Source organism: Siphonobacter aquaeclarae, assembly GCF_900103285.1.
GTDB classification, from domain to species: domain Bacteria; phylum Bacteroidota; class Bacteroidia; order Cytophagales; family Spirosomataceae; genus Siphonobacter; species Siphonobacter aquaeclarae.
This window is the reverse complement of record NZ_FNGS01000002.1, coordinates 80,198-99,134: the sequence shown is the minus strand read 5'-3', so window position 1 is coordinate 99,134 and position 18,937 is coordinate 80,198. Positions and strand designations below refer to the sequence as shown.

At 55.1% G+C, this 18,937-nt stretch carries 14 protein-coding genes; 7 read left to right on the top strand and 7 right to left on the bottom strand.

Annotation, left to right across the window (positions count from 1 at the left end; genetic code table 11):
• Positions 1 to 14 precede the first annotated feature (14 nt).
• Genes BLR09_RS03830 through BLR09_RS03815 form a run of 4 tightly spaced genes read left to right on the top strand, consistent with a single transcriptional unit; the run spans position 15 to position 4,475 of the window.
• Positions 15 to 1,241 (top strand): TFIIB-type zinc ribbon-containing protein, encoded by a 1,227-nt coding sequence (locus BLR09_RS03830; RefSeq protein WP_093198041.1) that lies wholly within the window; start codon positions 15 to 17, stop codon positions 1,239 to 1,241.
• Entirely contained in the window at positions 1,238 to 2,005 is a 768-nt protein-coding gene (locus tag BLR09_RS03825; RefSeq protein WP_093198038.1) for an ABC transporter ATP-binding protein, read from the top strand. Before BLR09_RS03830 ends, BLR09_RS03825 begins: the two co-directional genes overlap by 4 nt.
• 2 nt (positions 2,006 to 2,007) lie before the next feature.
• Positions 2,008 to 3,675 (top strand): hypothetical protein, encoded by a 1,668-nt coding sequence (locus BLR09_RS03820; protein ID WP_093198036.1) that lies wholly within the window; start codon positions 2,008 to 2,010, stop codon positions 3,673 to 3,675.
• Positions 3,676 to 3,713: 38 nt separating this feature from the next.
• Positions 3,714 to 4,475, top strand: a complete 762-nt coding sequence (locus BLR09_RS03815) for an ABC transporter ATP-binding protein (protein WP_176785442.1) — start codon at positions 3,714 to 3,716, stop codon at positions 4,473 to 4,475.
• A 483-nt stretch (positions 4,476 to 4,958) separates the two neighbouring features.
• Here BLR09_RS03815 and BLR09_RS03810 read toward each other — a convergent pair whose 3' ends face one another.
• Positions 4,959 to 7,487 carry a DUF5686 and carboxypeptidase-like regulatory domain-containing protein gene (locus BLR09_RS03810; protein ID WP_093198031.1) on the bottom strand — a complete coding sequence of 843 codons (2,529 nt, stop codon included), beginning with the start codon at positions 7,485 to 7,487 and terminating at the stop codon, positions 4,959 to 4,961.
• Positions 7,488 to 7,628: 141 nt separating this feature from the next.
• Positions 7,629 to 8,261: a polysaccharide deacetylase family protein gene (locus tag BLR09_RS03805; protein ID WP_093198029.1), complete on the bottom strand. Its 633-nt coding sequence runs from the start codon at positions 8,259 to 8,261 to the stop codon at positions 7,629 to 7,631.
• A 196-nt stretch (positions 8,262 to 8,457) separates the two neighbouring features.
• Here BLR09_RS03805 and BLR09_RS03800 point away from each other — a divergent pair, with 196 nt between their 5' ends.
• Positions 8,458 to 8,757 carry a hypothetical protein gene (locus BLR09_RS03800; RefSeq protein ID WP_093198026.1) on the top strand — a complete coding sequence of 100 codons (300 nt, stop codon included), beginning with the start codon at positions 8,458 to 8,460 and terminating at the stop codon, positions 8,755 to 8,757.
• Here the strand turns inward: BLR09_RS03800 and BLR09_RS03795 are convergent, their stop codons facing one another.
• Both BLR09_RS03795 and BLR09_RS03790 read right to left on the bottom strand, forming a co-directional pair.
• Complete coding sequence (locus BLR09_RS03795; RefSeq protein ID WP_093198023.1) at positions 8,758 to 9,879, bottom strand: glycosyltransferase; 1,122 nt, start codon at positions 9,877 to 9,879, stop codon at positions 8,758 to 8,760.
• Positions 9,866 to 10,870 carry a lysylphosphatidylglycerol synthase domain-containing protein gene (locus BLR09_RS03790; RefSeq protein ID WP_093198021.1) on the bottom strand — a complete coding sequence of 335 codons (1,005 nt, stop codon included), beginning with the start codon at positions 10,868 to 10,870 and terminating at the stop codon, positions 9,866 to 9,868. Before BLR09_RS03790 ends, BLR09_RS03795 begins: the two co-directional genes overlap by 14 nt.
• Positions 10,871 to 10,929: 59 nt before the next feature.
• Here BLR09_RS03790 and ruvC point away from each other — a divergent pair, with 59 nt between their 5' ends.
• The gene (gene ruvC, locus BLR09_RS03785; protein ID WP_093198018.1) at positions 10,930 to 11,511 is read left to right on the top strand and encodes a crossover junction endodeoxyribonuclease RuvC; all 582 of its coding nucleotides are present in this window, start codon (positions 10,930 to 10,932) and stop codon (positions 11,509 to 11,511) included.
• 41 nt (positions 11,512 to 11,552) lie between these two features.
• Complete coding sequence (locus BLR09_RS03780) at positions 11,553 to 13,670, top strand: hybrid sensor histidine kinase/response regulator (protein WP_093198016.1); 2,118 nt, start codon at positions 11,553 to 11,555, stop codon at positions 13,668 to 13,670.
• A gap of 68 nt (positions 13,671 to 13,738) precedes the next feature.
• Here BLR09_RS03780 and BLR09_RS03775 read toward each other — a convergent pair whose 3' ends face one another.
• The 3 genes from BLR09_RS03775 to BLR09_RS03765 form a co-directional block, all read right to left on the bottom strand.
• Positions 13,739 to 15,130 (bottom strand): Gfo/Idh/MocA family protein, encoded by a 1,392-nt coding sequence (locus BLR09_RS03775; RefSeq protein WP_093198013.1) that lies wholly within the window; start codon positions 15,128 to 15,130, stop codon positions 13,739 to 13,741.
• A 102-nt stretch (positions 15,131 to 15,232) separates the two neighbouring features.
• A complete protein-coding gene (locus tag BLR09_RS03770; RefSeq protein WP_093198010.1) occupies positions 15,233 to 16,687 on the bottom strand; it encodes a serine hydrolase domain-containing protein in 1,455 nt (484 codons plus the stop codon).
• A 220-nt stretch (positions 16,688 to 16,907) separates the two neighbouring features.
• Entirely contained in the window at positions 16,908 to 18,932 is a 2,025-nt protein-coding gene (locus BLR09_RS03765) for a thioredoxin domain-containing protein (protein ID WP_093198008.1), read from the bottom strand.
• Positions 18,933 to 18,937 lie beyond the last annotated feature (5 nt).

Genomic DNA, 18,937 nt, shown 5'->3' with positions numbered 1-18,937 from the left:
TGTATTCACGATTTATGGAACGCGAACTCGACGACCTGCTTCATTGTCCCTGCCCAAGCTGCGGGGCCCAGTTACAGTTCAGTGCTGAAAAACAGGCCATGGCCTGCGGGCATTGCGGGTATCAGGAACCTCTCGTACTCTCGGCAGACAGGATCGAGGAAATTGACTGGAGCGAGGCACAGTCGGATAAAGCGACGGCACACTCCGTCGAGCGACGCCTCTTTTCCTGCCAGCGATGCGGTGCGAAAACGGTTGTAAACTATGATGCGCCGACGATTTCGTGCGGGTTTTGCGGGTCCACCAACGTTAACCCCGACGCGGTCAAAACCCGCCTGTTCGAGCCGCAGGGCATCGTCCCGTTCCGTATCTCCCGGAATCAGGCCTCCGATAGCTTCAAAAAATGGATCGGGCAGAGTATCTGGGCGCCGAACGATCTGAAAGACTTAGCCCGGCTCGATACCCTTCACGGCATGTATATCCCGTTCTGGACCTATGACGTACAGACGGACTCCCAATGGAGCGGTGAGGCAGGCACCTATTATTATGTAACAGAGCAATTCCGCGATCAGAACGGCAACGTGCAAACGCGGCAGGTCCGGAATGTCCGCTGGTGGTACAAGGAAGGTACCCACAGCCAGTTTTTCGACGATGTATTGATTCTTGCTTCCCGGCAGCTACCCCAGAACGTGATCCAGCAGGTATATCCCTATCTGCTTGAAAACGTGGTCAACTACGAGCCGAAAGTCATGCTGGGCTGGGAGGCGGAAGTTTACAACATCGATCCGAAAGACGGATTTTCCGTCGCCAAACAACAGGTTGATCAGCGTATTGAATCGGCCTGCGCGGACAAATGCAGCGACGATACCTACCGGAACCTCTCTGTCCGGACGCAGTACTCCGGTCAGACCTTCAAACACCTGGTACTCCCGCTCTGGATCTGCGCGTATCAGTATGGCGGGAAGACCTACCAGTTTCTCATCAACGGGCAAACCGGCAGTATTTCCGGGAAACGCCCCGTATCTCCCTGGAAAATCGCCCTGGCGGTACTGGCGTTTCTCGCGCTTGTCGGCCTGCTGGTGACGCTCGGCGGTAAGAAAAAACAGCGCTCACATTACGGTACGACCGTTCCGGCCACCGAATGGAACATTCCTCCCACCGCAAACCGAAAAGCCGGAACGGGTAATGTAACTTCCCGCCGTCAGACCGGCTGGATACCTGCGGCCGGTTGGCGCTCTGCATGAATCCTGTCATTTCCATCCGAAATCTTGAAAAATCCTACGATCAGCCGGTGCTGAAGGGCGTCAACCTCGACGTCAACGCCGGTGAGATTGTCGGGTACATTGGCCCGAACGGCGCCGGCAAGTCCACCACCATCAAGATCCTGCTGGGGATGATTCCTGATTTTTCGGGAGAAGTCACCGTACTTGGCCGGGACATCCGGACCGACGCGCTGGAAATCAAGCGGCATGTGGGCTATGTCCCGGAAAACGCCGCCCTTTATGAAGTACTGACGCCGGCGGAATTTCTGCTTTTTATGGGACGGCTCTACGGCATGGACGATGCCGTCATCCGTCGGAAAGCAGAAGATCTTCTGCAGCTCGTCGGCCTCGCCGACCAGATCGATTCCCGTATGACTACCTTCTCCAAGGGCATGCGGCAGAAGGTCCTGCTGATCGCCGGCATGATTCACAATCCGGAGATTATTTTCCTGGATGAGCCGCTCTCCGGACTGGATGCCAACGCGGTCATCCTCGTGAAGGAAATACTCGCCCGCCTCCGGGAAGCCGGCAAAACGATCTTCTACTCTTCGCATTTGATGGACGTAGTGGAGAAAATCTCCGACCGGATCGTCATCATCAACCAGGGGACGGTTATTGCCGACGGCACCATTGAAGACCTCCGGCACCAGGTGCAGTCGGGATCACTCGAACGAATCTTTCAGGGACTTACCGGAGATGACAGTACGTCGCTCCGTGCATCCGAATTTTTCCAGGCACTGCAATAGCCATGATCAACGCTGTACTCTGGATACTGGACCGGCTTCAGGGCCTGTTCCGGCGGCTGGGCGCCGACTACCTTTCCCTTCGCGCCATCGTGGAGATGAAACTCCTGATGGATACCCGGCGCAACCGAAGTACGCTCGGGCGGTCGTACCGGAATGCCGATAGCTCCGGCCGGCTGTGGCTGGTTTATGCAATGAATGCCTTTTTCAGCCTGTTTATCGGGCTGCTGGTATCCTTTATTCCGTCGGTGATGACCGGGATGACGGTGCTGTTTACCTACCTCATCGTGATGGTTGCACTCACGCTCATCACTGATTACGCCGAACTGCTGCTGGATACAACCGATAATGCGATACTGCTGCCCAGGCCTGTTAATTCCCGGACGATCTGGCTTTCCCGTCTCGTGCACCTGATCGTGTATGTGTCGACGCTCGCGCTCAGCATGGTGCTGATTCCGGCGGGAGCGGCGGGGTACCGCTTCGGCTGGTGGCTGACGCCCGTTGTCCTGCTTCTGTCTGTCCAGGCCGTTTTGCTGGCTGTGTTTCTGACTACCCTGTTGTACCTGCTTGTCGTGCGGTTTACGAGTGAAGAAAAGCTGAAAGATATCATCGCTTACCTGCAGGTGGGGCTCTCGCTGCTGTTTACGGTGGGGTATCAGGTTGTTCCCCGGCTGATCCGCCCACAATTGACAAACCTGACGGACGACGGCCTCCATACCTGGCATTACCTGACTCCTCCGGCCTGGCTGGCTGGTGTGGCAGATAGCCTTGTAAACCACGTATTTACGCCCGGTCACGGAGTACTCCTGGCCTTGGCAGCAGGTGTGCCGCCTCTGTTGCTGTGGGTAAGCAGCAGGTACCTGGCAACAGATTTTACGACGAAACTGACGGCCATGGGCAGTACCACGCAGGTGCATACTGCCCGGAAGCAATCGCGCCGGTCTGTCGGCAACTGGCTGGCTGCGCGGTTTACACGGAACGCTACCGAAAGGGCTTCCTTTGAGCTGTCCTGGTTGCTGACAGGGCGCGACCGGCGTTTCAAAACCCGGGCCTATCCCGCGCTGGGCTTTCTGCTGCCGATGTTGTTTGTCGTCCTGCGGCCCATTCTGGAAGGGGAAGTATCTTTCGAAAGCCTGCAGGAAGGGCGGATGTACCTTCTCGTTATCTACAGTTCCCAGATTGTGATGGGCAGCTTTTACATGAACAGCTTTCAGTCGGAAGATTTCCGGGCTGCGTGGGTATATGACGCCGCGCCGGTTGCCGCGCCGGGAGATATCATACTCGGCAACCTCAAAGCCATCGTTTTCAAGTTTTTTACGCCGTTTTACCTGGTTGTTTCGGCAGGGTTACTGTTTGTGTGGGGGCCGCAGATCCTGGACGACCTCGTGGCAGGCTATATTTTCGCCGTTTTCGTCACGACCCTTGAAGCCTGGGTAAAGAGCCGGTACTGGAAACTGCCGTTTTCCCAGGAGCCGAAAACCCGGGCCGATTCCGGTCGAACGATTATCCTGATGATGATGCTCTTCTTTTTTCTTCCGCTGTGCGGTCTCGCGCATTGGGGAGCCTCGTTCGTGCCGGGCGGTACCATCCTCATCGCCGGATGTTATGCCGCGATGCTATGGGGAACGATACAAAGCTACCGGAAACTCCGCTGGGAGCAGTTTTCGGAATAACAGGGCGACAATCCCCGTTTATTCGTCAATTTTGCGGGATGAATTCCCTTTTTGAAGCTTCCCGGATTACGAAAGATATGCAGGGCCGACGGGTTGTCGACCAGGTTTCACTGACCTTATCCGCCGGCGAATTGCTGGCACTGGTGGGCGAGAGCGGCGCAGGTAAGAGTACGCTGCTGTCGATACTGGCCTGCCTGATTCCGGCTGATGCGGGGGAGTTGAGGCTGTCAGGTACCGAAATCTCCGATTCGGCGGTATACCTGATTCCGGGCCATGCAGATATTAAGCTCGTTCCGCAGGAATTCAAGCTGCTACCCAACCATACCCTCCGCGAAAACATCGCCTACGCCCTGCGGGAATACACGAAGGAATACCAGCGCGAGCGGCTCGACGAGCTGATTGCCCTCACCGGATTGGGCGCGGTGCAGCACAAACTCCCCCGTGAAGTTTCCGGCGGAGAAAAACAACGCACGGCTATTGCCCGGGCCATCGCCGACGAACCAAAGGTACTGCTGCTCGACGAGCCCTTTTCAAGCCTCGATACCCTCAACAAGCAAAAGCTGAAGCAGGAATTGCTGCGGATTGTCCGGGAAACGGGCGTTGCCTGCCTGTTTGTAACGCACGATCTCCTCGATGCCCTTACCGTGGCCGACCGGCTCGGCGTTATGTACCAGGGAAAACTCCTCCAAACCGGCACCGTCAGCGATCTGCTCCGGGAGCCAGCCGATGCCTACGTGAAATCTTTCCTCTCCAGCGGTCTGACGATTCTGGAAGAAGTGAGGCGGCGGCTGGAGGGGTAGGGGGCATAGGGCGTAGGGTATGGGGCAGAGGGTTTATGCGTCGCAGAGGCGGGTTTCTCTCCCCGGTGGTTGAGCTACGTCGAAACCACCGGCAGCCGTCTCTTTTTCATCCTGATGTTTTCGCCACGCTGGTTTCGACGTAGCTCAACCACCGGCTATTGCGCAAAGGGAGCGTGTCGCAACGGCAGATACCTCCCAGGTGGTTGAGCTACGTCGAAACCACTGGCAGCCTTCTCTTTTTCATCCTGATGTTTTCGCCATGCTGGTTTCGACGTAGCTCAACCACCGGCTATTGCGCAAAGGGAGCGTGTCGCAACGGCAGATACCTCCCAGGTGGTTGAGCTACGTCGAAACCACTGGCAGCCTTCTCTTTTTCATCCTGATGTTTTCGCCACGCTGGTTTCGACGTAGCTCAACCACCGGCTATTGCGCATGGGGCAAAGGGTATCCTGCCTAACGCTTACAGCTTACCGCCTACAGCCGCTACAACGTAAAATACGCCGACACCTTTATCCCAAACTTATTGATTTTCACCCCGTCAGCAGTCGTAGGCTGGCTCAGGTAGGTGAGCCGGTGAATGGCTTCCACACGAAAGAACTTCAGGATATTATCGATTCCATAACCGACTTCAACATACGGTGTTTTCGGGTCCAGCGAGCCGAAACCCGGAATGGCTTTGCCGTCAAGGTCATAATCCGGGATGATGTCCTTGTTGGACTGCCGTGCGCCGCCATATAGTACATTGACATTGAGGAGCGTCCGCCACTTAAGGCGTTTGATGAGGGGAATCCGGTTAAACAACAGGCCTTCGAAATTATGTTCATACCGGAACGCCGCGTACCGGTCCGACAGAAACTCATAATAATTCATCATGTTGAAGGCATTGCCCACGTAAAACCAGGACTGATTCCCGAGGTGCGGAAACAGCAGCGGATAGGGCAGGGTAGAAGGCGTATAGCCTGCCGACAACGTGTAGTAGCTCCGTCCGAGGATACCCAGCCGGAAGTTATCGGCCATGCTCAGCGTAAACCGGTGGTACTGAAAGTCACCGCCGAGGGTATTCTGTAAACCCAGCGAATACCGGAGGGTGTAAATCGGCGACTGGGCAGTCCCGAGGCTGATCCGGTCGTTGTCGTTGTAAATAAACAGCTCGTTTTTCGCGAACCGTACTTCGGCAAGGAGTTCCGTATTCTGGAACGTGCGGGACTGACCGCCGGGCTCCCCGTCGTCGACATACGCGAAATTATACAGCGGGTTGAACGTCCGTCGCCGGATACCGATCATCGGCGTGATACCCTTCACCACTTCACCCCGCAGATAGGCCATGTACTCCCGCTGGAAGTACCCCCGCCGGTACGTGCCGAAGCGGGAATAGGCCGCGAACAGGCTGTTATTGCCGACAGCTTCCGAAGAAAGGCCGATCTGTTCGAGGTCATAGCTGGTTTTCGCCCCAACTTCCATCCAGGGCTTCCGGCTGATGATGTACTTGGCATCTGCGCCGTACTTGAGTACGCCGTCTTTTGTGCCGTAGGCGAGGTAGCCGTTTAATACCCAGACCTTACTGAACTCCGCATTGGTCCGGATACCTGCGCGGAGCCGCACGCCTTCGATGCTGTTGACTGCGAGGCTGCTCAGAAAAGGACCGAGTTCGACTCCCCGGTAAATCCGTTTGTACCCGTTGGCAAGTACTGTCAGGATCTCGGTATAGGTTCGGACGAGGGGAATATTCTTCACCGAATCGATGAGGGAATACGCCATTTTTTCATCCCGGGTCAGGGAATCGGGGCGGGCTTTCTGCCAGTATCCGTCGGCCTGCTCGCGATACTGATCGGCGAGTTCGATGGGAGGATCGTAAAACTTCGGTTCCCGGGGCTGGTTTACCTTGAAGTTCCGATTGGAGACGTAGAATTTCGCGAGGAAGCCTACGGAATTCTTCGTCATTTCTCTTACGTCGATTACGACGCGTGTCTGCAAAGGCATCCAGGCTACCGTTTTTCCGGAAAGGGAGTCGGTAACCGGCGTAAGCTGCTGCTGGATTTTGATGCCTTCTACGTAGTTGATATTCGCATCGCCGCTGATGGCGACATCTACCTGCCGCAGGGCAAACTGCGTGGTATCTACCCATATCTTACCGATGAAAGCCAGGTCCTGCTTCCGCTTCGGCGTAACGTCGATTTCGTAGCAATACGCACCGTCGACCTGCACGGTATCGGCCAGGAAATACTCGTAAGAGCCTTTCCAACCGTCAGCGATCGGGGATAGAAAGTCTTTCCGCAGGATACTCAGCCAGTTTTCATAGAAATTATACTGCTGAAAGGCGCTTCCGATAAACTGGGAAAACGTACTGCCGTCGGAAATACCGACACCCGTGATTTTTGTTTTTCGGATACGTTCCTTTGTCAGATCGGGATTCTGCCGGTAGTAGTAATCCGACAGGCTTTCAGAGAGAAAAACCGGAATAACCGGCTTGCCGTCGTCTCCCGCAATCTGGTCGTATTTCTCCAGCGGCCCGGTAATTTTGCGGCCGATCGCACTCTTTTTGAACTTGTCGGAAATCTTGTTGACATCAAATTCATTCTTGACGTAGCTCTCGTATTCGTACGCTTTCAGGCGGCGCCAGTCGTTCCGGGACTTCTCATCCACCGCCCGCCGGATAATCCGGTACGCCGGATTTTCGCCTTTGGCATAAACGCGGACTTCGCGGAGCTGTGAAGAGCTGGCTTCCAGCTGAAAATCAATCGTTTGGGAAGCCTGCCCCGGCGTTACGGCCTTCGCCTTGCGCTTGTAGCCGATGTAGCTGACAAAAATCGAATCGGAAAGCTGCCGGGCGGAAAAGGTATAGTTGCCTTCAAAGTCGGTATTACCGCCGGCAGTGCCTCCTTTGAGGCCGACGGCGGCGAACGGAATGGGGTCTCCGGTGACGGCGTCTGTCACACGACCTTTGATCGTGAATTGCGCCTGGGTGACGAGGCTCGTAAGAACTCCGAGCAAAACCAGATACCATTTAAGCATAGTTCAGGAAGGATGGCTTTTCCAACGTGGTGTTGTGACGTTGAACGGGAAAAATGCAAAAGGGATTTCAATCCTGCGAAAAAAATCTACGATCGTCCCCAGATAAGTGCAAATAAGCTGCAATCACGCGATAAACGGTTTTTACCGGGGAAGCATCGGCAGCGTTTCCAGCCGGAAACCGCGTTCGAGCAGGTACTCAACCGTCCGGGGCAGGGCATAGCTCATGTTGCGCCAGGCTTTGATACTGTCGTGAAATACCACCAGACTACCTGATTCACAGGCCCGTGTTGTTCCTTTCAGAACCGATTCGGGCGAGAGGGACGGCGAGTAGTCGCCCGTCAGTACATCCCACATAATAATTTCATGGTCGGCGAGCAGGTGCTGAGCCTGCCGCTTGCGGATGCGACCATACGGCGGCCGGAACAGTCGTGTTGGCGGCAACAGGGCCTGACAGGCGGCAGTATTTTCGAAATAGACCTGATCTTCCGTGTGCCAGCCTTTGAGGTGGTTGAAGGTATGGTTTCCGACCGAATGCCCGGCGTCAACAACCTGCCTGAATACCTCCGGGTGCTTGCGGATGTTATCCCCGATGCAGAAAAAGGTGGCTTTCGCGTCGTACCGGCCGAGGGTTTCGAGGACAAATTCGGTTACTTCCGGAATCGGTCCGTCGTCGAATGTCAGGTAAACTGTTGGTACTGAGGATGGAATACGCCACGTCATCTCCGGATAGATACGCCGCAGCAGGGGAATGGTTTTATGGAAGAACAGAGCCATTTTGTAACTGAAATAGCTAAAATCAGGTCAAATATCGGCGATGGTTTCCGGAAAGATTCGGAACTTCCCCGAAACCTGCGGAAGAATTGCCACATATCCAGCCTTTGCGATTTTTATGAAGTACTGTTTCCCCGCTTTTGCCTTGCTTCTCTTGCTCGGAGGATGCTGCAACAAAAAACTGTGCACTGGCGCTGCCATGCTGGAATTTACCGGTTTTTCGAAAGATGAATTGGAAAAAGGTATCTGTAAAGCCGTTTCAGGCGGCTGGAAAGGAGACCGGCCGATCAACGGGCAAACGCATGTATCCATTTCCGTGACGGAGTCCCCGATGTATGTGTACTTCCCCGCGGATACCCTGGCAATCACTGTGTTTTTCCGGAAAGACAGGTGTAATAACTGTGCCTTCGGATTCATGGATCCTGAGTATGAGGAGGTGAGCGGTTTTGAATTTCGGGGGAAGAAATATGAGGGTAGTGCGCTGATTATCCAAAAATAACTACCTCAGCTTCCGCCCCTTCCACGAATACCCCGACCCCTGCGCCGCAAGTCCGAAAAAGCAAACGTAAAAGGGGTAAAGCACCTGTACTGCTCCGATCCACGGAATAGACTTCCGCTGTCCGAAAAACGCAAGTACCGACCCAATAAACGCCCATTCTCCCAGCCATTTCAATCCCAGAGACGCCAGCAGGACAGCCCCCGGAACGCTCCCGTATACCCATCCGGCAATCCCCAGCAGCAGTGCGGCGTGTACACAAAACACGTAGATGGCCAAGGCAGGAATCTTCCAGTCGTTGTAATGCTTCCACTTGCTGGCCCAGCGGCGGCGCTGCTGATAAAACGACCACAGGGAGGCATGCGCGCCGGTTTTAACAAGCGCTTCCCGGCTTTTGACGAAGGCCACCGGAAACTGTGCGGCGATTTTGTGAAGGAGAAATTCATCATCTCCCGAAGCCAGGTTTTCATTTCCGGCAAAGCCGTTTACCGCTTCAAACACCTTCCGCGAATAGGAGAAATTTGCCCCGTTGCACATATTGGGATTTCCCAGAAAGAGCGATACCATCGCCGTACCCACAAGGCTGGCGAACTCGACGATCTGCAGGCGGTCGGCCGGCGTACCCCGGTCCAGAAAGGTGACCGGGCCTGCTACAAGCGCGGCGCCGGTTTGTTCTTGGTAACCCGCCAGTGTTTCGAGCCAGTGTTCGCCAACACGGCAGTCGCCGTCGGTTGTCACGATCCAGTCGTGCGCCGCCCGGCGGATCGCCTGCGAAATAGCCCGTTTTTTGGGAGAAGTTCCGGGGTCGTCGGTCAGGCGCAGCAGCGTAAGCGGATAGGTAGCGTGTGCGGCAAAGGCGCGTACGAGGTCGGGGGTTCGGTCGGTCGACTGATCATCAGCGACAATCACTTCAAAATGCCGGTAGGTTTGCCGGTCGAGGTCGGCCAGGAGGTCGGGTAACCCCTCCTCTTCGTTCCGGACCGGGATGATGACTGTCAGGGGCAGTGACGGCTTTCGTTTCGCCGGCCGGAAAACCGGCATACGCGTCCAGCCGGACAGCAATACCAGTGTGACGACGAGCCAGGAGGCTGAAAAAGCCAGCAGGAAAAATTCAGGAAGGCTCATTGGCAGCACCGCTTGCCCGGAAATACCGGAGTTGGACAACAAAAACAATACCTACCAGCACCGGAATCAGGATATTGACGAGCCATACTGTCAAAGACGCGGACGTGACCAATGCCGGATTGACGTCGTAAAACCCGAAAAAATAGACGGTGCTGAACGTCCGGATACCCAGGTCGCTCAAAAAACTGAAGGCGGGGATGATACTCTTCGTCAGGAAAAGTAACCAGACGACGGTTAACTGATCCGCCACCGGTAACCCCACTTCAAACCCATACAGGACAAGCAAAAACTGAAGACTGTAGGTCAGGAAACGGAGCGAAGCCAGCGTCGTAACATACGCGACGTCCTTCCGGCTGTAGGTTTCCAGAATCCGGAAAAAACGGGCGGACGACGCCAGCCAGGATACCCGTTCGAGCAGGGGAGCGGCCCGTCCCCGCAGCGTCAGCAGCCAGAACGTAATCAGGCAGGCGATCCAGAGGGCTGTGAGTACGGCCCAGTGGCCCCATCCGGCCGAAATGCGGAGGAGAAAGGCTGTGTAAGCCAGCGTGCCGGCAAACAGGGTGACGAGAAACTGAATGGTACTGCCGAGGAGAAACGCACCGATACTGTCGAGCCGGTTGCGGGCAGAAAGGTACCCCATCTTCCCCGCCATATCGCCGAGGTTGGCCTGTGATACGAAGCCGAGGGACTGACCCGCCAGAACACCTTTCAGCGCGGTACCGAACGACATCGGCTCAAGTTTGCGGGCCAGCGCCTGCCATTTAAGCGCTTCAACGGACCAGTTGACGGCGGTGAGAAGCAGCGTCAGGATCAGCCAGCCGCCGTTTTTTCCCGTAAAGGCCTGTTGCAGAAGTGTTACCACCTGTCCCAGGTCCTGCTGTTTCTCCTGAAGGGACCGCACAACCAACCATAAAATAAGAATTGGAGCAATCCATTTAAGGAGAAAGAGGGAAAATTGGCGAAAAGCTACATTATTCAAGTTATTTTGCATAAGAAACCGGAACACGGCATGTTGGGGTAACCCGCTCCATCCGTTTCCGTTGCAAAACTATGGCAGAAAAGATCATTTTGGGTGTAGACCCCGGAACGCGATTTATGGGGTATGGTCTGATTTCTGTGGAGAAGGGCCAGGTTTCGCTGATTCAATACGGGGTCATCAACCTCACGAAGTACGATAATCACGAGTTGAAACTCGGAAAGATATTTGAGCGGATTACCGGGCTGATCGACGAATACGCACCGGACGAAATGGCGCTGGAAGCTCCGTTTTTCGGCAAAAACGTCCAGTCTATGCTGAAACTGGGCCGGGCGCAGGGGGTAGCAATGGCCGCCGCGCTGGCCCGGCAGATTCCGATTGTGGAGTATTCGCCGAAAACGGTCAAACAGTCGGTAACAGGCAACGGAAACGCTTCCAAGGAACAGGTTTCCGGTATGCTGGAAAGTATTTTGAAAATCAAACTGGAAGGAGAGCGGCTGGACGCGACCGACGCCGTCGGCGTAGCCGTCTGCCACCACTTCCATGAAAATACCCTGACGTCTTCCAAAGGCCGTAAGGCGCTGGGAGTCAAACAGGTAAAGAAAGGGAGCTGGGCCGCCTTTGTCGCTGAAAACCAGGACAGGCTCCGTTCCTGAATGTATTTATTTAGTACCTAACCCGCCTTTCGGTCAATTAAATGGAAAACAAGTTCAGAAAGGTATTCGTCAAACGATTTGCCTGGCTAAGTCTGCTCGTCGTGCTGCTGGCAGCCTTTTCCTTTGTGGCATTTCTGACGAATACGAAGACAAAAACCATCCGAAGTAACCTGACGGATCTTTCCACCGTCAAGGCAGACTACGCGAAACTCGATTCGTGTATTGCGATTTTGTACCTCGCCGAGAATAATTCGCGGCTGTTCCTCGTCACGTCCGATACGACTTACCGGCAGAAATACGTCAGTCAGATTCACAAGGTCTCCGAGCTCATCAGCGCGTTCCAGCAGCAGCGGGAAAGCCGGCAAATGGGGCGGCTCATCGAGGACAAACAGGCCAAAAACAACCAGTTTATCTACCTCAAGAAGCTGACAGACAGCCTGATGTACCTCTCGGTGCGGATGGAGGTACCCAAGCCTCCCGAACCGCTGATCCTGCCGTATAAAATCAGCACGACGGCCAATACCCTCCGGGTGGATTCGGTGAAGCTGTCGCTTCGGAAGAAGAACCGGAAGTTGTTCGGGCGTATCATCGATGCGTTCAATAATTCGGACCGGACGGAAACAACGCTCGACAAGTCCTCTGCCGAATTCACCAAAAACAAGGCCGACAGCATACCTGCTACTATGCGGTACCAGGCCAACATGAAGGCCATCAACAACTACTACAAAAAACTGCTTGATTCCCGGAAAAACCTGAATCAGGCAGAAACGGAGTTGTTGCTGCTGAATGACCGGATTTTCAAGGACCTCCAGGAAACGCTGCGAACGCTGAAGGCGGAAGAAAATGCCGAAGCAGACGCCCAGCGGGCCGAACTCACGTCTGATGCCCTGCACGATGTGACAGAATTTGACGAACTGACGACGTACATTATCCTGATCGTCGTCCTGCTGGCGGTATTTATCATTTACAACATCTGGAAACTGTACAAAAACGAACTGGCCCTGCTCCGGTACAGTCAGCAGGCGACGCAGTATGCCAAGATGAAAGGGGAATTCCTGGCGAATATCAGCCACGAAATCCGCACGCCGCTCAACTCGATTATCGGGTTTTCGGAACAGATTAATGTAGAGGATCTTTCCGCTGCGCAGCGGCCGAAAGTAGACGCGATCCGCTCTTCCTCCGATATTCTGATGTCGCTTGTCAACGATATCCTGGACTTTTCAAAACTGGAAAGCGGGAAAGTCGTCCTGACAAAAGAGGATATCCGGCCGGCGGCCCTGCTGTCGGAAGTTTCGAATATGCTGAAGATTCAAGCCGACCAGCGGGGTATCCGGCTGTCGGAGCAGGTGGAGATCGACCCCGCGCTGCTGCTCGCGGGCGACGCCTTCCGGATCAAGCAGATCGTCATGAACCTGCTCAGTAACGCCATCAAGTTCACGCCGAAAGGCGGGCAGGTACAACTGAAATCCTCTATCCTGTCCCGGAGCGAAAAATCCGCCAAATGGACCATCCGCGTGAAAGACACCGGAATAGGTATCGCAAAGGAAAACCAGCGGCTGATTTTTGAGGATTTCAGCCAGATCGAATCCGGTAAAGGTGCCGAGCGCCCGGTCGGCACCGGCCTCGGGCTGTCTATCTGTAAAAAGATCGTCGACCTCTACAAGGGAACGATCCGCGTCGATTCCGAACTGGGGAAAGGCGCTGAATTTATCGTCGAACTGGACCTGGATCTGGCTCAGCCGGCGTCAGGTACGACAACCGGAGCTACGGGTACACTGCGGGAAATCGAAGACATTCTGGCCGGTAAAAAGGTAATCATTGCCGATGATAACAAGATGAACCGTCTCCTGGTCAGCATGATTCTCCGGAAAAAAGCGATCCCCTTTACCGAAGCCGGCGACGGCGAGGAAGCGCTGCGCCTGGTCAAAACCGGCGGGTACGACCTCCTCATCTCCGATATTCAAATGCCGAAAATGGGCGGTGTCGAATTGGCGAAGCAGTTGCGTAGCACCGGTATGACATTACCCATACTTGGTTTTACGGCGCATGTAGGTGCAGAAGAGCGGAAAACGTACCTGTCTTCCGGGATGACGGACCTGCTGTATAAACCTTTCAGCGAGAAGGAGTTTCGGGATGTACTGGACCGGATTCTGCCGTAGAAAGATACGCTTGCTTTTTAATGACAAGCGGCTGCCGGATTCGGCAGCCGCTTGTCGTTTTACAGCGGTCAGGACTGAAGCTTCATCTTTTCCGGATCCCAGAGAATCGGTTTCTGTTTCTCGACGGAGAGATTGCTCGCGAGCGCCGGTGCAGCGGCGCGTAGCCCGAATACCGCGTCTTCCCTGATCATTTCCGGCTTGTTTTCACGAATAGCATTGAAAAACAGCGTCATGTGGTCCAGCCGGGAATCGTATCCTGCGGGTGCGTTGAAGACAATATCCGGTTCTTTCTGAATGGTTCTGCTGAACTGATCTTTCGGGTATTTCGCGTCATACTCTTTCAGAAACGCTTCCTGCATGGCCTTCGGGTAGGTAATGAGGGCGTCGTAGCTGAGGCTGAACGGAGGCGCTGTCGGCCGCTTGAACCGGCGGAGCGTGAAGTTATTGCCGTTGAGTTCGATGGAACCTTCTGTTCCGACGATCCGGCTGCGGTTGGAGCCGCCACCGCCATCAGCAAGATTGACCCGGGTAAAAAACTGGAACGACGGGAGGGTATCTGTTTTCGGATAGTCCATCAGGCCGGAGACGATGTCGTAGGCGTCGCGTCCGTCTTTCCAGTAGTTCAGGTCGCCGAGGGCGAAGATTTTGTTTGGTCCGTGTGACCCGGTAATGGTATGGAGGGAGGTAAGCAGGTGGACGAAAAGGTCGCCTGCCACGCCTGTGCCGTAGTCTTTGTAATTCCGCCAGCGGAAAAACCGGTTGGCTTCGAAGGCATGTTTCGGAGCATCGCCGAGGTAGCGGTCCCAATCTACTTCCTTCGGATTCAGGTCAAACGGAATGGTGTATTGCCAGGCGCCGAGGGCGTCGACCCGGTCGTTGGTCGCTTCGACAAAGGAAATCTCCCCGATGGCGCCGTCTTTTACATACCTGGCGGCCTCAAGGGTACCTACTGAACTGGCGCCCTGGCTGCCTACCTGAAATACCTTTCCCGACTTTTTCTGAGCGGCAATCACGGCCGCGCCTTCGTCGATATGGTGTACCATCGGTTTTTCGCAGTAGACGTTCTTTCCGGCGTTCAGGGCGGCGATGGAAATATGGTCATGCCAGTGATCCGGCACGCAGATCAGTACCGCATCGATATCGGGCCGGGCGAGTACTTCCCGGTAGTCGCGGGTGGTGAACAGTTGGCTGCCCCATTTTTCCTTCGCCCGCGTGAGGCGCTGGTCGTACAGGTCACAGACCGCCACGACTTCTACACCCGGTACTTTCAGCGCAGTATCCAGGTCGAAGTGGCCGATGATACCGGCGCCGATGAGCGCGATCTGGAGGGTGTCGTTGGGGGAAACAGCGCGGAGCTGTCCGGAGGCCTGGGCGGAGGCAGGAGTAAGCAAACCGCCGACGGCGGCCGCAGCCGCCGACCCGCCCATCTGTTTCAGAAAGGAGCGCCGGGTATTGTTCATAACGGGTTCAGAGTAAGAATGCCGACCGGAAATTACGATGTTCCGGTAATATGCCGCGTGATGTGTCCCGAAAATTATCCTGCTAAAGCGGAGGATATCCGCTTATTTTCCCGTGCTGCTTTCGTCAGACAGCCATTTGCTCAACGCAATCACAACCGGCCCGACGTTGGATTTCGTATTGGTAAGAATCACCATTCCTTTTTGTTTTTCGGGATATAACGTGACGTTGGATGTGAAACCTCCGGTACTGCCGCTGTGCTGAATCATCCGACCGCCGGAGGGCAGGGTGAGTACACCCCAGCTGAGGCGAACGGTATTCGTCGTGGGCACGTGCGTCAGACGGATAGCAGGGTCGGTTTCAGTGAGTTGCGCATCGACATAGTGAAGCATCTCCTGCAGACTGGAGCAAATACCGCCCGCCGCATCAAACAGACCGAGAGCGGAAGCGGGTACTTCCCGGCCGTTTTCGCTGTAACCAGACGCCCGCCTGCCGGAAGAAAACCCGTTGAGCGTATGCGGCATCGGCAGGTTCAGAGCGGTTTTGAGGATGGACCGGTACGGTTTTCCGTATATCCGCTCCAGGATACTGCCCAGCACCGCAAACCCCATGTTTGAATACGAAAAACGGGTACCCGGCAACGTATCAGGCCGGAATTGTTTCAGCGCCTGCCAGAACAGAGTTTCGGTATAGTGGGCGTAGGATTGCATGTGGATAAAAGGCGACTGCCGTTCGAAATTCCCCGGAAGCGTCGGCAGGCCGGAGGTATGATTCGCCAGATCCTGAATTTTGATGGCGCTGCCGTGCCAGGCCAGATCGGGGTAGTCGCCGGGAAGGTACTTCCGGATATCGTCATTCAGCGCGAGTCGTTTTTCCAGAACCGCGCGGGCCAGCAGGGTAGCGGTGATGGTTTTGGTAATGGACCCGATTTCGTAGCCGGTAGCGTCGTCGGGTAATTTTCCGGATCCTTTTTTTAACTCACCATAATGATAGCGGTAGCTCTTCCCGCCGATGCGAAAGCCGATGGACAGCGCGGTGTGATTCGGATTCCGGAAGTACTCCCGCGCTACAGAATCGACGATCCGGTCCAGCGGCGTTTTCAACGGATTATTGCAGGGAATAACGGGAAGGTAGGGGAGCCGCGGAGCGGGAAGGTTTGATAGTCCGAATGTTGTGAATTTCCCGTCAGAAGTCGTTCGAAGTACCATAGTCATATCCCGCAGATCAAAAGAGACCCGGAAATAGGTACGTCCGTTTGACGAGTCGGCGAGTAGCGTCGTGGCGACGATTTTCCCGTTGTTTTTCTGACTTCTTAGAAACTCGGTAAGCTGCGGACGGGATATGTAATGCGAGAAAGAAGTATCCGCCAGTTCATAAAAGGCATCGAAATCTCCCCGGTTGTAGCGGGCGACAAGGGTGTCTTTCACTTGTATCAAAGCCTTCAGCCGGCCCGTTTGGGCGATGACCGGAAGTGCAGACAGGACAGGCAGGCAAAAAATAACAACCAGCCTGGTGATGGTCTTCCATCGGCTGCGGTGGTTCTGGGCGAAATGTGTCATGTAAAAAGAGCGTTATGCGAGGCGGGGAGGAGTTGAGTGGTTTAGCGTTTGCCGGAAGTTGCGCGCATGGGTTTCCGGTCATGTCCGGTTGCCGAACAGACGCGTTTCATGCATTTTTCGTTGCACAGAAATAGCTTTTTCAGCCGGCCATGCCGGTGCCGAATCATAAAAAACGGGATCCGTCTGGCAGATCCCGTTCCAAGTGATAATTCAAAAGTACCTAGCCAATCAATTCCCATGCCGCCGCCACCGAATCAACCGGCAGGCGGCAGGAGCGGTTGTAGCAGACAAATACGCGGGTAGTACCACCGGTTGCAGCCCGGCCTTCCAGCAGGGGCAAGCTGCCCGAAACCGTCGCGCCGGCGAGTACTTTGTTCGGCAGGTAGCGGGCTTCGAGCTGGCGCCGGAACGCTTCGGCTTCCGGCCCGGTAATGGCGATTTCGGCAGTCGGCTTACTCCGGTAGCTGGCCAGCGACGCCCAGTTGGCTACGTACTCCGGATTGGAGCGGATCAGTTTCCGGACTTTTGCAAAAAGCTGATCGGCTTTGTCAGCGAAATCCGGTCGGTCGAGCAGCAATCCCAGCCAGTACAGGTTGGTTGCCTGAATGCTGTTGGACGAAGGAATGACATTGTCAAACAATTCTTTCTTCCGGGCGATCAGACCGGCTGACCATACCGAATCGGTAAAGAAGAACAGGCCGTCTTCGTCGTCCCAGAAATGCGCCAGGGTATAATCGGCGAACTGTTCAGCGATACGGATCCATTTTTCGTCAAACGTCACCTGATACAGCTGAATGAACGCGTCGGTGAGGGCAGCATAATCTTCGAGGAACGCGTGGATCGTCGCCCGGCCTTCCTTGTAGCTATGGTACAGGTCTTTCCCCTGCCAGAGTTTGTGTATCAGAAATTCCGCATTCCGCAGGGCCAGGTTCAGGAAAGAGGCTTCGCCGAACACCCGGTAGGCGTCGATCAGACCACGAAGCATCAGGCCGTTCCAGGAGGTCAGGATCTTGTCGTCCAAACCCGGTCGTACCCGGTCTGCACGTGCGTCCAGCAGGCGCCGGAACGCATTGTCGAGCTCGCCCGAGAGCAACCCATGTTCCATTTCGAAGCTTTCGAGGGTCTGCTGCGGGAAAAGAATATTCGTTCCCGTGGCTTCACGGGTGGCCTCTTCGTAATAATTCCCCTCTTCCGTCACCTGAAAAAACGAACAGACGAGTTCACCCCATACCGGACCGAGTACCTCCAGAATTTCCGCTTTTGTCCAGGTATAAAACTTGCCTTCTTCGCCTTCGCTGTCGGCATCCAGCGCGGAATAAAACCCGCCTTCGGGGCTGGTCATTTCCCGCGTCAGCCAGTCAATGGTTTGGTATACGACGCGTTTATATAGCGGTTCTTTGGTAACGAGCCAGGCTTCGGAGTACAGGCTGACCAGCTGTCCGTTGTCGTAGAGCATTTTTTCGAAATGCGGGAGGAACCACTCCCCGTCGGTTGAATACCTGGCAAAACCGCCGCCTAACTGGTCGTAGATACCACCGGTCGCCATGGCGTCGAGCGTGGTTTTCAGCGCCTGTTTCGCAGCCGGGTCATACGTCTGCTGGAAATACCGGAGGGTGAAGAGCCAGATCGCCGGCATCGGAAATTTCGGAACGGCCTGGGTGCCGCCCCTTTCGGCATCGAAGCCGTTGAACAGATGGCGAAAAGTCTTTTCGAGCTCAGCAGGAGAAAAGGCCGATTCTTCGTCAGATAACCCGTATTTCTCTGATTCTGAGACGTGCATATTCCGGGCAAAGCCTTCGGCGGATTGCTGGAGGTCGTCGTTCTGATCCCGGAACGCAACGGCAATCTGTTCGCAGACGCTAAGCCAGTTTTTGCGGGGAAAATAAGTTCCGCCATAAAAAGGCTTCGCGTCGGGCATGAGAAATACGTTCAGCGGCCAGCCGCCGCGTATACCCATTGCCTGGATCGCGTCCATGTAGATGGCATCTACGTCGGGTCGTTCTTCGCGGTCGACTTTGATACAGACAAAATGCCTGTTCATGACTTCCGCGACTTCCTCCCGTTCGAATGCTTCCCGCTCCATCACGTGGCACCAATGGCACGCCGAATAACCGATGGACACGAGAATAGGCTTGTTTTCCTCCCGTGCCCGGGCGAGCGCCTCTTCTCCCCAGGGGTACCAATCCACCGGATTATGTGCGTGTTGGAGAAGATAGGGCGAGGTTTCGTGCTGGAGTCGGTTCATGGTAA